Origin of the sequence: Sphingobium sp. HWE2-09 (assembly GCF_035989265.1) — a bacterium.
Lineage (GTDB): Bacteria > Pseudomonadota > Alphaproteobacteria > Sphingomonadales > Sphingomonadaceae > Sphingobium.
Map to the genome: position 1 here is coordinate 127,911 of NZ_JAYKZX010000003.1, position 12,761 is coordinate 140,671.

General features: G+C 64.3%; 14 protein-coding genes and 1 pseudogene. 8 read left to right on the forward strand and 7 right to left on the reverse strand.

All coding sequences use genetic code 11. The features are described 5' to 3' along the window. Positions 1 to 177: 177 nt before the first annotated feature. The 7 genes and pseudogenes from U5A89_RS06190 to U5A89_RS06220 all read right to left on the reverse strand — a co-directional run bounded on the left by U5A89_RS06190 (position 178) and on the right by U5A89_RS06220 (position 6,870). Positions 178 to 792 (reverse strand): superoxide dismutase, encoded by a 615-nt coding sequence (locus U5A89_RS06190; RefSeq protein ID WP_338160328.1) that lies wholly within the window; start codon positions 790 to 792, stop codon positions 178 to 180. 169 nt (positions 793 to 961) lie between these two features. After that, entirely contained in the window at positions 962 to 1,609 is a 648-nt protein-coding gene (gene ispZ, locus U5A89_RS06195; protein ID WP_338160329.1) for a septation protein IspZ, read from the reverse strand. Between the two features lie 107 nt (positions 1,610 to 1,716). Next, positions 1,717 to 2,655 carry a signal recognition particle-docking protein FtsY gene (ftsY, locus tag U5A89_RS06200; RefSeq protein ID WP_338160330.1) on the reverse strand — a complete coding sequence of 313 codons (939 nt, stop codon included), beginning with the start codon at positions 2,653 to 2,655 and terminating at the stop codon, positions 1,717 to 1,719. Continuing rightward, positions 2,652 to 3,988: pseudogene (gene mtaB / locus U5A89_RS06205) on the reverse strand (tRNA (N(6)-L-threonylcarbamoyladenosine(37)-C(2))-methylthiotransferase MtaB). Before mtaB ends, ftsY begins: the two are co-directional and overlap by 4 nt. Further along, positions 3,988 to 4,788: a diaminopimelate epimerase gene (gene dapF / locus U5A89_RS06210; protein ID WP_338160331.1), complete on the reverse strand. Its 801-nt coding sequence runs from the start codon at positions 4,786 to 4,788 to the stop codon at positions 3,988 to 3,990. The pseudogene mtaB and the gene dapF overlap by 1 nt, the downstream one beginning before the upstream one ends. Positions 4,789 to 4,861: 73 nt before the next feature. After that, positions 4,862 to 5,299: a hypothetical protein gene (locus U5A89_RS06215; RefSeq protein WP_338160332.1), complete on the reverse strand. Its 438-nt coding sequence runs from the start codon at positions 5,297 to 5,299 to the stop codon at positions 4,862 to 4,864. A 176-nt stretch (positions 5,300 to 5,475) separates the two neighbouring features. Beyond that, complete coding sequence (locus U5A89_RS06220; protein WP_338160333.1) at positions 5,476 to 6,870, reverse strand: amino acid permease; 1,395 nt, start codon at positions 6,868 to 6,870, stop codon at positions 5,476 to 5,478. Between the two features lie 98 nt (positions 6,871 to 6,968). On the opposite strand from U5A89_RS06220, the gene U5A89_RS06225 reads away from it, so the two are divergent. The 8 genes from U5A89_RS06225 (at position 6,969) to trmD (ending at position 12,756) form a co-directional block, all read left to right on the forward strand. Next, positions 6,969 to 7,244, forward strand: coding sequence for a BrnT family toxin (locus U5A89_RS06225; protein WP_338160334.1), 276 nt, complete (start codon positions 6,969 to 6,971; stop codon positions 7,242 to 7,244). After that, positions 7,204 to 7,461: a BrnA antitoxin family protein gene (locus U5A89_RS06230; RefSeq protein WP_119747829.1), complete on the forward strand. Its 258-nt coding sequence runs from the start codon at positions 7,204 to 7,206 to the stop codon at positions 7,459 to 7,461. Before U5A89_RS06225 ends, U5A89_RS06230 begins: the two co-directional genes overlap by 41 nt. A gap of 215 nt (positions 7,462 to 7,676) precedes the next feature. Further along, positions 7,677 to 9,131, forward strand: a complete 1,455-nt coding sequence (ffh, locus tag U5A89_RS06235; protein WP_338160335.1) for a signal recognition particle protein — start codon at positions 7,677 to 7,679, stop codon at positions 9,129 to 9,131. Positions 9,132 to 9,173: 42 nt separating this feature from the next. Next, positions 9,174 to 9,635: a 30S ribosomal protein S16 gene (gene rpsP, locus U5A89_RS06240; protein ID WP_338160336.1), complete on the forward strand. Its 462-nt coding sequence runs from the start codon at positions 9,174 to 9,176 to the stop codon at positions 9,633 to 9,635. Positions 9,636 to 9,640: 5 nt separating this feature from the next. Further along, positions 9,641 to 10,135 carry a ribosome maturation factor RimM gene (gene rimM / locus U5A89_RS06245; RefSeq protein ID WP_338160337.1) on the forward strand — a complete coding sequence of 165 codons (495 nt, stop codon included), beginning with the start codon at positions 9,641 to 9,643 and terminating at the stop codon, positions 10,133 to 10,135. A 72-nt stretch (positions 10,136 to 10,207) separates the two neighbouring features. Continuing rightward, the gene (locus U5A89_RS06250) at positions 10,208 to 11,704 is read left to right on the forward strand and encodes a serine hydrolase domain-containing protein (protein WP_338160338.1); all 1,497 of its coding nucleotides are present in this window, start codon (positions 10,208 to 10,210) and stop codon (positions 11,702 to 11,704) included. Positions 11,705 to 11,749: 45 nt separating this feature from the next. After that, complete coding sequence (locus U5A89_RS06255; RefSeq protein ID WP_338160339.1) at positions 11,750 to 12,022, forward strand: hypothetical protein; 273 nt, start codon at positions 11,750 to 11,752, stop codon at positions 12,020 to 12,022. Then, the gene (trmD, locus tag U5A89_RS06260; RefSeq protein WP_338162959.1) at positions 12,019 to 12,756 is read left to right on the forward strand and encodes a tRNA (guanosine(37)-N1)-methyltransferase TrmD; all 738 of its coding nucleotides are present in this window, start codon (positions 12,019 to 12,021) and stop codon (positions 12,754 to 12,756) included. Before U5A89_RS06255 ends, trmD begins: the two co-directional genes overlap by 4 nt. The last annotated feature ends 5 nt before the right edge of the window (positions 12,757 to 12,761 follow it).

The following is a 12,761-nucleotide window of genomic DNA, read 5'->3' on the forward strand; positions in this document are numbered from 1 at the left end:
GTCCTACAGCAGGGCCGCCATCCTATAATGGCGTTACCGGCTATTTCCCATCGTCCAGACAGATTGTGCAAGTTGGAAAGAAAATTTCAGTCTCGCGACATGAAATGTCGAAATTAGCGGGAAATGTGAGAAGTTAGCGGGACCGATCGCGATGGCGACCGGTCCCGCTCGTCATAGTCAGCCCGGCTGGTCGGCGCGGCTGGCGCCTTCGCCGTCCAGGTTCAACGCGGCGAAATCCCAGTTGATCGCTTCCTTGAGGATGCGGTCGGCATAGCTGGGGCGCAGGTTGCGATAGTCGATATAATAGGCATGTTCCCACACATCGACGATCAGCAGCGGCGCATGACCTTCATGCGCGACGGGGGTGTCGGCGTCGTGATAGCTGGTCACTTCCAGCTTGCCGTCCTTGAGGACCAGCGCGGCCCAGCCGCTGGCGAAATGGCCGACGGCCTCTGCCTTGAGCTTTTCGATCAGCGCATCGACCGACCCGAAGGCATCTTCGATCTTGGTCAGCAGTTCGCCGGTCGGTTCCGTCTTCGTGGGTGACAGCGACTGCCAGTAGAATGTGTGGTTCCAGATCTGGCCGACTTGGTTGAACAGGCCGCCCTTGGCCGACTTGATCAATTCGACCAGCGACTTGCCCTGCAGGCTGGCGTCGGCGGCGACCAGTTCATTGGCCTTCACGACATAGGCATTATGATGCTTGCCATGATGGAAATCGAAGGTTTCGACCGACAATATGTCGCCGAAGGCGTCCTTGGCGTAGGGAAGGTCAGGCAGAACAAAGGCCATGGCGGAACTCCTCGGGTTCGTTATGGGGCGGCCGCGCAAAAGGCTGGCGCGGTCGGTTGGTTCTATGGTCCGGGCGGGGCGTTGACGCCTCCGCCGCTTCCCATATGCGCACCCAACGCCCAAGAAAACAGATATGTGCCTATTGCGAAACGATCGCAGAAATAAGGGCTTATCCCTGCGGTGGGCTGGTTTCGCCGATCTCGTCGCTCGCCGGTTCCTCGCCCAGCGTCAGGCCGTGGCGCATCAGCATCGGAATGTTCGCGGCGGCGAAGACCACCGACACGATGGTCACGCCCCACACCTTGACCGCCAGCCAGGTGTCGAAGCTCATCGATCGGCGCATCGCTTCATTGGCGATCGCCATGGCGACGAAGAAGAGCGCCCAGTTACGCGACAATTTGAGCCAGCCTTCATGCGTCAGCCCGTCATAGGCGGCCTGGAGCAGATATTTGAGCAGCGGCTTGCCGCGCAGCAGACCGGCGAACAGCATCAGCGCGAAGAAGGCGTAAATGATGGTCGGCTTGATCTGGATGAAGCTCTGATCATGGAAATAGATGGTGAGGCCACCGAAGAACAGGATCAGCAGCGCCGACAGCCAGAGCATTGGCGACACGCGGCCCAGCTTCACCTTCGACACGATCACCGCGACCACGATCGCCACCATGAAGGCGGCGGTGCTGAACGTCATGGCCGTAATCGGATTGTCCGCGCCCCAGAACCAGCCCGCCCCCTTATAGGTCAGGAAGAACACCAGCAGCGGCCCGAAATCGAGCGCCAGGCTGAGCGTGCCGTTATGGGCGGGCTTGCTATTGGGCATGAAACATAACTCCGGTGCTCCCGCGAAGGCGGGAGCCCAGTTCGAGCGGCGCGCATGGGCGAAACATGGGGACTAGGCTCCGGCCTGCGCCGGAGCACCTGTTTGCATCAGCGCGCATAAGCGGTCCCGGCGATCGCGCGGGCCATGTCGCCCGGATCAAACGGGCGCAGATCCTCGATCTTCTCCCCCACGCCGATCGCATGAATCGGCAGGCGGAATTTCTCCGCCGCCGCGACCAGCACGCCGCCGCGCGCCGTGCCGTCCAGCTTGGTCATGACGAGGCCCGTGACCTGCGCGGTTTCTTTGAAGACTTCGATCTGGTTCAATGCATTTTGACCCGTGGTGGCATCCAGAACCAACACAACGTCGTGCGGGGCGGCCGGGTTCAATCGGCCCAGCACGCGGCGCACCTTCGCCAGTTCATCCATCAACTCGGTCTTGTTCTGCAAGCGTCCGGCAGTGTCGACGATCAGCACGTCGATGCCGGTTTCAGTGGCCTGCTTGACCGCGTCGAACACGATGCCCGCCGCGTCGCCGCCTTCCTTGCCCGCGACGATGGGAATGCCCAGCCGCTCCGCCCAGACCTTAAGCTGGCCGATGGCCGCCGCGCGGAACGTGTCGCCTGCGGCCAGCATCACGCCATAATCCTGTTCCAGGAAATTATTGGCAAGCTTGGCGATGGTGGTGGTCTTGCCTGAGCCGTTGACGCCGATCACCAGGATCACCTGCGGGCGCGGGAAGGCTTCGATCTCCAGCGGGCGGGCCACCGGGGCCAGCGTCTTCTCAATCTCCTCCGCGATGATCTCGCGCAGATAGTCCTCGGTCAGTTCCTTGTTGAAGCGCCCTTCGGCCAGCCTCTCGCGCACGCGCCCAGCCATGGCGGGGCCAAGGTCGGACAGGATCAGCGCCTCCTCGATCTCGTCAAGGGTCTGCGTATCCAGGGCGGCCTTGGAGAAAAGGCCGGTGAGATTGTCGCCGAGCTTGTCGGACGTGCGCTTCAATCCGCCGAAGAGGCGGTCGCGCCAGCTGGTGCCGGTGTCTGTCATTGCTGCGCCTCTTGCGCGATCAGCGCGCCATTCTCAAGCGCCGTGATCGTGGCACGGACGATGGAAGAGGGGGCGTGACCCGTCGCCAAGCGCACCGGCGCGAAATTTTCGGCATGGCCGGTCATCCCGTTGCGCTCGACCAGCAGCGCTTGGGTGGTGCCGATCAGGCTGCGCAGCCACGCATCGCGGCGCGTGGCGCAAGCGTCGCGCAGCAGGGCAGCGCGGGCCTTGACCGTCGCGCGATCGACCTGCGGCATCCGCGCGGCGGGGGTGCCGGTGCGCGGGGAGTATGGGAAGATATGGCCGTGGACGATATCGCAATCGGCGATCAGGGCCAGGCTGTTGGCGAACATCGCGTCATCCTCGGTCGGGAAGCCAGCGATGATGTCCGCGCCGATGCTGATGTCGGGGCGGGCGGCCTTGAGTCGCTCTACGATGGCCATGGCGTCGGCGCGGCTGTGGCGGCGCTTCATCCGTTTGAGGATCATGTCGTCGCCGGCCTGAAGCGACAGATGGAGATGCGGCATCATGCGCGGTTCATGGGCGATCAGGTCGAACAGCCGATCGTCAATCTCCACGCTGTCGATGGAGGACAGGCGCAGGCGGGGGAGGTCCGGCACGCCTTTGAGGATACGTTCTATCAGCAGGCCGAGCGACGGGTTGCCGGGCAGGTCGGGACCATAGCTGGTGACGTCCACACCGGTCAGCACAATTTCCCGATAGCCCGCTTCGACCAGTTGCTTCGCCTTCTCCACCACCGCGCCTGCGGGCACGGAGCGGCTGTTGCCCCGGCCATAGGGGATGATGCAGAAGGTGCAGCGGTGGTCGCAGCCATTCTGCACCTCCAGGAACGCGCGGGCATGATCGGCGAAAGCGCTGGCCATGTGCGGCGCGGTGTCGCGCACGGCCATGATGTCGGATACGCGGACTTTCTCCGTACCATGGACCCAATCCGTCACCCCAGCGAAGGCTGGGGTCTCACTTTTTTCGGGCGAAAGCGAAGAAAGAGAGATCCCAGCTTTCGCTGGGCTGACGGGCGATAGGTTTCCGCCTCCATCTTCTCCCGATTGCCGATCACCCCATCGACTTCCGCCATGGCGGCGAACGTTTCCGGTTCGGTCTGGGCGGCGCAGCCGGTAACGAGGATGCGGGCGTCGGGCCGTTCGCGGCGAGCGCGGCGGATCGCCTGGCGCGTCTGGCGCACCGCTTCGGCCGTCACGGCGCAGCTGTTGACGACGATCAGGTCGTCCTGGTCGCGCGCCATATCGCGGATAGCCTCGCTCTCCGCGATGTTGAGGCGGCAGCCCATGGTGATGATGTCGGGGCCGCGCATCAGAAACGGTCCCAGTCAGCCTCACCGTCGAAGACATGGGTGGCAGGGCCGGTCATGCGGATCGTGCCGCCCGGCGCCCAGTCGATGACGAGGTCGCCGCCCGGCAGGCTGACGGTCGTCGGACCGCTGACCAGCTTGCGCCGGACGGCGGCGACGGCGGTGGCGCAGGCGCCGGTGCCGCATGCGCGCGTCAGGCCCGCGCCGCGTTCCCAGACGACCAGGCGGATATGGTTTTCGCCCATAATCTGCGCGAAATTGACGTTCACCCGCTGCGGGAACAGCGGATCATGCTCGATCAGCGGGCCGAGACGATCGAAGTTTACACCGTCCAGATCGTCCACGAAGAAGATGACGTGCGGGTTGCCGACATTCACGGCGGCGGGGGCGGGCAGGTCTTCCCAACTGGCGCTCATCGTCAGCGTGTCCATGGGATAGGCGAGCGGGATCGCATCCCAATCGAAGCGGGGTGCGCCCATATCGACGCTGGCGCCGCCATCGACGGCCTTGGCATCGAGCAGGCCCGCCTTGGTGCGGATCAGCACATCGCGGCCGACGAACAGGGGTACGCAGCGGGTGGCGTTGCCGCACGCCTCCACTTCGCTGCCGTCGGCGTTGAAGATATGCATGGAGACGTCCGCGTCGTCGGCCTCGCCGATCAGGATAAGCTGGTCGCAGCCGATCCCGGCATGGCGATCGGCAATGGCGCGCGCGCGCGCCGCCGTCATGGCGATCGCGTGCATGCGCGCGTCGATCACGACGAAATCGTTGCCCAGGCCGTGCATTTTGGAGAAGCGTCCCATAAGCGTGCATCTAATGCGCACCTATGGGAAAAGCCAGTGGCTGACGAAGGGCACTTCGTCAGCCGCCGCGGACTTATTTCAGCAGAAGGTCCTGAAACAGCATGGACCCCATCACGACGCGATATTTGCCGCGATCGCCATTTTCCTGATCCAGGGTCTGGAGCGACTTGGCCTGCCACTGCATATAGGCGGCCCGCTGTTGCAACGCCTCTTTTGCATTGGGGAAGTCGGCATAGGTGACCATCAGATACAGGTCCGGCTCGCCCGCGCGCGGATAGAGATTTTGCATGACCTTATAGGATTTGATCCAGCCCTTCGACTTGGCGAACTCCTGTTGCTTCTTCCAGGAGGAGGCGAGAAACTGGGTATAGGCAAGGTCGCCGCCGGGCAGCACGTCGATCATGGAAATGTCGGTGAAATCGCCCGGGTCGGCGGGATAATCCTGCGCCATTGCAGAGGTGGAACAGGCCATGGCGGCAGCGATCAGGCCGCAGGACAGTGTCATCTTCATCATTGATCCCCTTTTTCCGCCTTAGGCGGATGCTCAAACCACATAGCTGCGATGCAGCCATGGTCCTTTGCTCGGCGACCCTGCGCTGCCGATGTTATCCCGGCAGTCGATGAAAGGACATGGTTACGCTACGCCGTCCTTGTTGAAAATATAGGATGATAGCGACAATTGCAGGATCAGATCGCCGTCGCGCGCTTTTGCCCATAGAGAAAATAGACCACCAGTCCGATCGCGTTCCATACCAGGCAAGCGACGATCGTTTTCACCGGCAGGCTGGCGAAGAGATAGGCGCAGCCGCAGATCGCGCCCAGGCCCACGATCCAGGCGGCGGGCGCGCGGAAGGGGCGGCGCAGGTCCGGCAGGCGTCGGCGCAGGACGAGCAGGCAGGCGCCCACGGCGGTGAAGGCAATCAACGTGCCGGCATTGGCGAGCGCGGCGATCTGGTCGATGGGCAACAGGCCCGCGATGATCGCCACCAATATGGCGGTGACGATCGTGATGCGCGCAGGCGTGCCGCGCTTGGAAATCTTGGCAAGGCTTTGCGGCAGGAATCCGTCGCGCGCCATGACCAGGAAGATGCGGCTCTGGCCGTAGAGAAAGCCCAGCAGCACGGTGGGCAGCGCAATCACGGCGGCGATGGCGACGATGCGCGCGACCCCGCCCTGGCCCATTTCGCGCAGGATCAGCGCCAGGGGTTCGGGACTGTCGGCAAAGCGGGTGAAGGGTAGGGCGCCGATCGCGGCGGCGGCTACCAGCACATAGATGAGCGTGCAGATGACGAGCGACCCGACGATGCCGATGGCAAGGTCACGATCCGGGTTCTTGGCTTCCTCCGCAGCCGTCGAAATGGCGTCGAAACCATAGAAGGCGAAGAAGATGATGGCCGCCGCCGCCATCACGCCGCGCTCGACCCCGTCCGGTCCCATATGTTTGGCAAAGCCGAAGGGCATGAAGGGGTGCAAGTTCTGCGCGTCGAAGGCGGGCAGGGCGAAGGCCACGAACAGGCTCAAAGTCGCGATCTTGATCAGCACCAATATGCTGTTGAGGCGGGCGCTTTCGCGCGTGCCGAGCATCAGCAGGCCCGCGACCACGGCGATGATGAAGATGGCGGGCAGGTTGATGAGGCCGCCCAGTTCCGGTCCCTGCGTCAGCGCCTGCGGAAAGCCGATCGCGGTCAGCAGCGGCGCAGCATAGCCCGACCAGCCGACCGCGACGGTGGACACGACCAGGCTATATTCCAGGATCAGGCTCCACCCCACGATCCAGGCAATGCCTTCGCCCAGCGCGACATAGCTATAGCTGTAGGCGCTGCCCGCCGCGGGCATCATGGTCGACAATTCGGCATAGGCGAGCGCAGCGCAGGCGCAGATCGCGCCCGCTATCGCGAAGGAGAGCAGCACCGCCGGACCGGCGCGATCCGCGCCGACGCCGATCAGGGTGAGGATGCCCGTCCCGACGATCGCGCCCACGCCCAGCGCCAGCAGATGCGGCCAGGACAGGGTGCGCGCCAGTTGATGGCTGGCGTCCTGCGGCGTCATCGCACCCATCGGCTTGCGGCGTGTCCAGCTCATGATCGGTTCCCCATATTGTCGCGTTACCATGCCGAAAGCTGCGGGACTGGCAAGGGTGGAGATTGACGAACCATGTTTTTGTATATACATAAATCTAGGTGGACATTGAGTTCGATCCTGCCAAAGACAAGATCAACCGGGGCAAGCACCATGTGCCGCTTGCCTTTGGTGTAGAGATTTTCTCCGATGCCGAGATGCTGATCGTTCCAACCATCAGGATCGAGGATGAAGAGCAGCGATACAAGGCGATCGGGCTGATTGATGGCAGGTTATGGACTGTTATCTATGTGATGCGCGAATATAGGCATCGCTTCATTTCGGTAAGGAAGAGCAATGGAACTGAACAAAGACTATATAGTGGGGCTGCCGGCTGACCCTGATGATCCTGAGGATCGCGACGTCAGTGTCGCGGCGATCGAGCAGGCGTTGGCGGAGCGGGAGGCGCGCCGCCGCCTTGGTGGTCGTCCGGCAGGCTCCAACAAGGAGCAGGTCGCGCTGCGCATAGACAAGGATGTGCTGGCACGCTTCCGCGCGACCGGGCCGGGGTGGCAGACGCGGATTAACGAGATACTGCGCGCGGCCAAGCTGTAGCTCTGCTTGCGCGGCGGCGGACTTTCCGCTAGGGGCGCACCTGCAATCGGACGGTTTGCCGTTCGGTCCCTGACTTATCCATTGAGCGCGCAGCCGGAAACGGGATGCATCAGGCGCTTTGTATGGACGCTGGTTGGCGAGGTTTCGCCCACCGGCGATTTTGTCGTTTGGCAGGGATGCATGATTTTCCGGGCCTTTTGGCCCCAATTGAGGTGATGATGTTCGATTCGCTGAGCGATCGTCTGAGTGGGGTATTCGACAAACTACGTGGGCGCGGCGCGCTTACGGAGGACGATGTCCGCGCCGCGATGCGTGAGGTGCGAGTTGCGCTGCTGGAAGCCGACGTTGCGCTGCCGGTCGTGCGCCAGTTCGTGGATCAGGCCACGGAACGGGCGGTCGGCAGCGATGTGCTGCGGTCGGTCACGCCCGGCCAGATGGTCGTCAAGATCGTGTCCGACACGCTGACGGAGACGCTGGGGTCGGAAACGTCCGACCTGATGATCGACGTGTCGCCGCCCGCCGTCATCATGATGGTCGGCCTGCAGGGGTCGGGCAAGACCACCACGACCGCCAAGATCGCCAAGCGGCTGAAGGAAAAAGAGCGCAAGAAGGTGCTGATGGCGTCGCTCGACGTCCAGCGCCCGGCCGCGCAGGAACAACTCGCGGTGCTGGGGACGCAGATCGACGTCGCGACCCTGCCGATCGTCGCCGGGCAGCAGCCGGTCGATATCGCCAAGCGCGCGTTGCAGTCGGCGAAGCTCCAGGGCTTCGACGTGGTGATGCTCGACACCGCCGGCCGCCTGCATGTCGATCAGGCGTTGATGGACGAGATGAAGGCGGTGGCCGATGTCGCCGATCCCGCCGAAATTCTGCTGGTGGTCGATTCGCTGACCGGCCAGGACGCGGTCAATGTCGCGACGAACTTCTCGGCCCAGGTGCCGCTGACCGGCGTGGTGCTGACCCGCATGGATGGCGATGCGCGCGGCGGCGCCGCCCTGTCGATGCGCGCCGTCACTGGCCGCCCGATCAAGTTCGCGGGCACGGGCGAAAAGCTCGACGCGCTCGAACCCTTCCATCCGCAGCGCGTAGCGCAGCGCATCCTGGGCATGGGCGATGTCGTCAGCCTGGTCGAGCGCGCCGCCGAGACGATCGACGCAGAAGAAGCCGACAAGCTCGCCAAGAAGATGGCGAAGGGTCAGTTCGATATGAACGACCTGCGCAGCCAACTGAACCAGATGCGCCGCATGGGCGGGCTGGGCGCGCTGGCGGGCATGTTGCCGGGCCTGAAAAAGGCGCAAGCGGCGATGGCGAACAGCGGTGCGAACGACAAGACGCTGATCCATCTGGACGCCATGATCGGCTCCATGACGCCCAAGGAGCGGGAGAAGCCCGCCCTGATCAACGCCAAGCGTAAGATCCGCATCGCCAAGGGCGCGGGTCGCACGGTGCAGGACGTCAACCGCCTCCTGAAAATGCATCAGGAAATGGAAGGCGCGATGAAGAAGATCCGCAAGATGGGCGGCTTGAAAGGGCTGGCCAAGATGTTCGGCTCCGGCGGCCTGGACGGCATGCTGGGCGGGGGCGGCGCGCCGCCGCAGGGCATGTCCGGGCTGGGGGGCAATATGCCCAACATGCCGCCCGGATTTCAGAATTTCCTGAAAAAGAAATAAGCAATTTTAACGCATTAGATTTGAGTAGAAAGGTCAAATTCCATGGCAACCACCATTCGTCTGTCGCGCGGCGGCTCCAAGAAGCGCCCCTATTATCGCATCGTCGTGGCCGACAGCCGCGCGCCGCGTGACGGCAAGTTCATCGAACGTATCGGCAGCTACAACCCGGTCCTGCCCAAGGGCGACGAAAAGCGCGTCGTTCTGGACGTGGAACGCGCGAAGCACTGGGTTGCCGCCGGCGCCCAGACGACCGACCGCGTCGCCCGCTTCCTGGACGCCGCTGGCGTGAAGGAGCGCGTCGCGCGCAACAACCCGAACAAGGCTGAGCCGGGCCAGAAGGCCAAGGATCGCGCTGAAGACCGCGCCACCAAGGCCGCCGAAGCGGCGGAAGCGGCCGAAGCCGCCAAGGCTGCTGCCGCCGAGGCGGCTGCTGCGCCTGCCGAAGCGCCTGCTGAAGAGGCCGCGCCCGCCGAGGACGCTGCTGCCGAACAGGCCGAGGGCTGATCCTCTTGACCGACAAGCCCGTCACTCTCGCCGCAATCATTGGCGCGCATGGGGTGGCGGGCGACGTCCGCCTGAAGCTGTTTGGCGAGGGGGCGGAAAGCCTCAAAAGCTACAAGAGCTTCGATGCGGCGGGCGCCAAGCTGACGTTGACGTCGCTGCGCCCCGGTCCCAATGGCGCGGTCGCCCGTTTCGCCGAAATCGGCGACCGGAGCGCGGCCGAAGCGCTGCGCGGTACGGCGCTCACCGTGCCGCGATCCGCCCTGCCGCCACTGGCCGAGGGCGAATATTATCATGCCGACATCATCGGCCTGCCTTGCCTTTCCAGCAATGGGGACGCCCTGGGCGAGATCATCGCGATCGAGAATTTCGGCGCGGGTGACATCATAGAGGTCGAACGGCCGGCCGAAGAGGGCAAGAAGGGCAAGCGCTTCATGGCGCCCATGCATGCGGTGACGCTGGAAACCGACCGCGCGATCATCGATGCGATCTTCGTAGAATAAGGGGCAGATGGCCCTTGCGGCCATAGGGCATCCTGCCATGCTTGGCCCTCCGTTGCCGGAGGGTTCATCGCCATGCGTCTTGTCGCTTGCCTGCTTCTGACGATCACATTTGCGCGGCCTGCGCAGGCGGCTGACAGTGCGAAAATCGCACAGGCGATCCCGGCGATCGATCGGCTGTTCGCTGATTTCCAGGTAGATAGCCATGCGCCGGGACTGGTCTATGGCATCGTCGCGGACGGGCGGCTGGTCCATGTGAAGGGGCTGGGCGTGCAGGATCTGGTGCGCAAGCGCCCGGTGACGCCCGACAGCCTGTTCCGCATCGCGTCGATGACCAAGGCGTTCACCGCCCTGTCGATCCTCAAATTGCGGGAAGAGGGCAGGGTGTCGCTGGACGATCTGGCCGAAAACTATGTGCCCGAAATGCGCGGCTGGACCTATCCGACCAAGGATAGCCCGCGCATCCGCATTCGCGACCTGCTGACCCACAGCGCGGGCTTGGTCGACGACAATCCCTGGGGCGATCGGCAGACGCCACTGCCGGACGCGGACTTCACCGCGATGCTGCAACGCGGCGTGCCGTTCAGCAGCGCGCCGGGCAGCCGGTATGAATATAGCAATTTCGGTTTCGCGCTGCTTGGGCGGATCGTCGCCAATGTCTCCGGCCTGCCCTATCGCCGTTATGTCGAACGGACGCTGCTGACGCCGCTAGGCATGACGTCGAGCGGCTATGAGGTTGGAGAATGGCCGATCGAGCGCCGGGCGGTCGGCTATCGTTGGGAGGATGGCCGCTGGAAAGCGGAGCCGGATATGCGCGACGGCGCGTTTGGCGCGATGGGCGGGCTGCAGACCAGCGCAAGCGACTATGCCCGCTGGGTCGCCTTCCTGCTGTCCGCCTGGCCCGCGCGCGACGATCCCGATGATGGGCCAGTGTCGCGCGCAGCGGTGCGGATGCTGGCGCAGGGCAGCAATTTCGTCACCATCGCCCAGCGTAATGGGGCAAGTGGTCCGTCCGCCTGCCGTGAGGCGGCCGCCTATGGCTTTGGTATGCGGGTGGCGCAGGATTGCGACCTGGGCCTGACGCTGAGCCATGGCGGCGGGTATCCGGGCTATGGCAGCCATGTGCTGTTGATGCCCGATCATGGCGTGGGCATCTTCGTCTTCACCAACCGCACCTATAATGGCGGGGCTGGTCCGGCCTGGGACGCGGCGGTCGCGTTGCAGAAGGCGGGCGCGCTGGTCGAACGCACATTGGCGGTGTCGCCGCTGCTGGCGGACGGCTATGCCGCGGCTGGGCGCATCTATGCGGCGGGCGATGTCGGCGTGGCGCGGGACCGGCTGGCGATGAACTTCCTGATGGACAGCGACTTGGACAGCTGGCGGCGCAAATTGGCGGCGGTGAAGGCTGAGGTCGGCGCCTGCCGCACCGATGCGCCGGTCAAGGTGAGCGGTGGCCTGTCGGGCAGTTTCATCTGGTCGTGCGAGCGAGGCCGGGTGGCGGGTACGATCCTGCTCGCGCCAACCCTGGACGCGCAGATTCAGGAACTCAAATTGTCGGTGAAACTCCCGTAACGGCGGGAACTGGACGAGGCATCGCGCTTGCCTTAAGCGCGAGCCATGGCGCAAATCCTTACCGCTCTCTATCTGTTCGCAATGCTGGCCGCTGGCTGGCGGTTGTTCGGCATCGGCTGGTCGCGCGGGGTGAAAGTGGCCGCGGCGGTGGCGCTGGTCTGCCCGATCCCGCTGCTGATCCTGAGCCGCGGCCTGTTGCACCCCGAACGCCCCTATGCGGGGCTGCTCCAGAGCATCGGCATCGCGTTGCTGATCTGCGGCGCCCTGTGCCTGTGCGGCGGCGTGTCGGCGGCGTGGATGCGGACGCGGCGCAAATGAGCTTTGCCGCGCAGATATTGACGCTCTATCCCGAAATGTTTCCCGGGCCGCTGGGCGTGTCGCTGGCGGGGCGGGCGCTTGGCGAGGGAACGTGGGCGTGCGACCCGATCCATATCCGCGACTTCGCCACCGACCGGCATCGCACCGTGGACGATACGCCGGCGGGGGGCGGGGCGGGCATGGTGCTGCGCGCTGACATCCTTGCGAAGGCGGTCGATCATGCGGTGGAGAAGCGCCCCGACCTGCCCGTGCTGGCGATGACGCCGCGCGGCGCGCCCATCACGCAAGCGCGGGTACGGGCGCTGGCGCAGGGGCCGGGGGTGACGATCCTGTGCGGCCGGTTCGAGGGGTTTGACGAACGCATTTTCGACGCCCGGCCGATCGAGCAGGTCAGCATGGGCGACATCATCCTGTCGGGCGGGGAAATGGCCGCGCTGCTGCTGCTCGATGCTTGTGTTCGGTTGCTTCCCGGTGTAATGGGCGCGGCTTCCAGCGGAGTCGAGGAGTCCTTTGAAACGGGACTGCTCGAATATCCGCACTATACCCGCCCGGTGGAATGGGAGGGGCGCACGATCCCGCAAGTGTTGCGATCGGGGGATCATGCGAAGATCGCCGCCTGGCGGAAACAACAGGCGGAAGATCATACACGGCTAAGGCGGCCAGACCTTTGGGAGCGTCACATCGACGGTCGGGTCCAGTCGCCCTCTGGTGCGCAGCGAAAGACTAAGGACTGACGTCA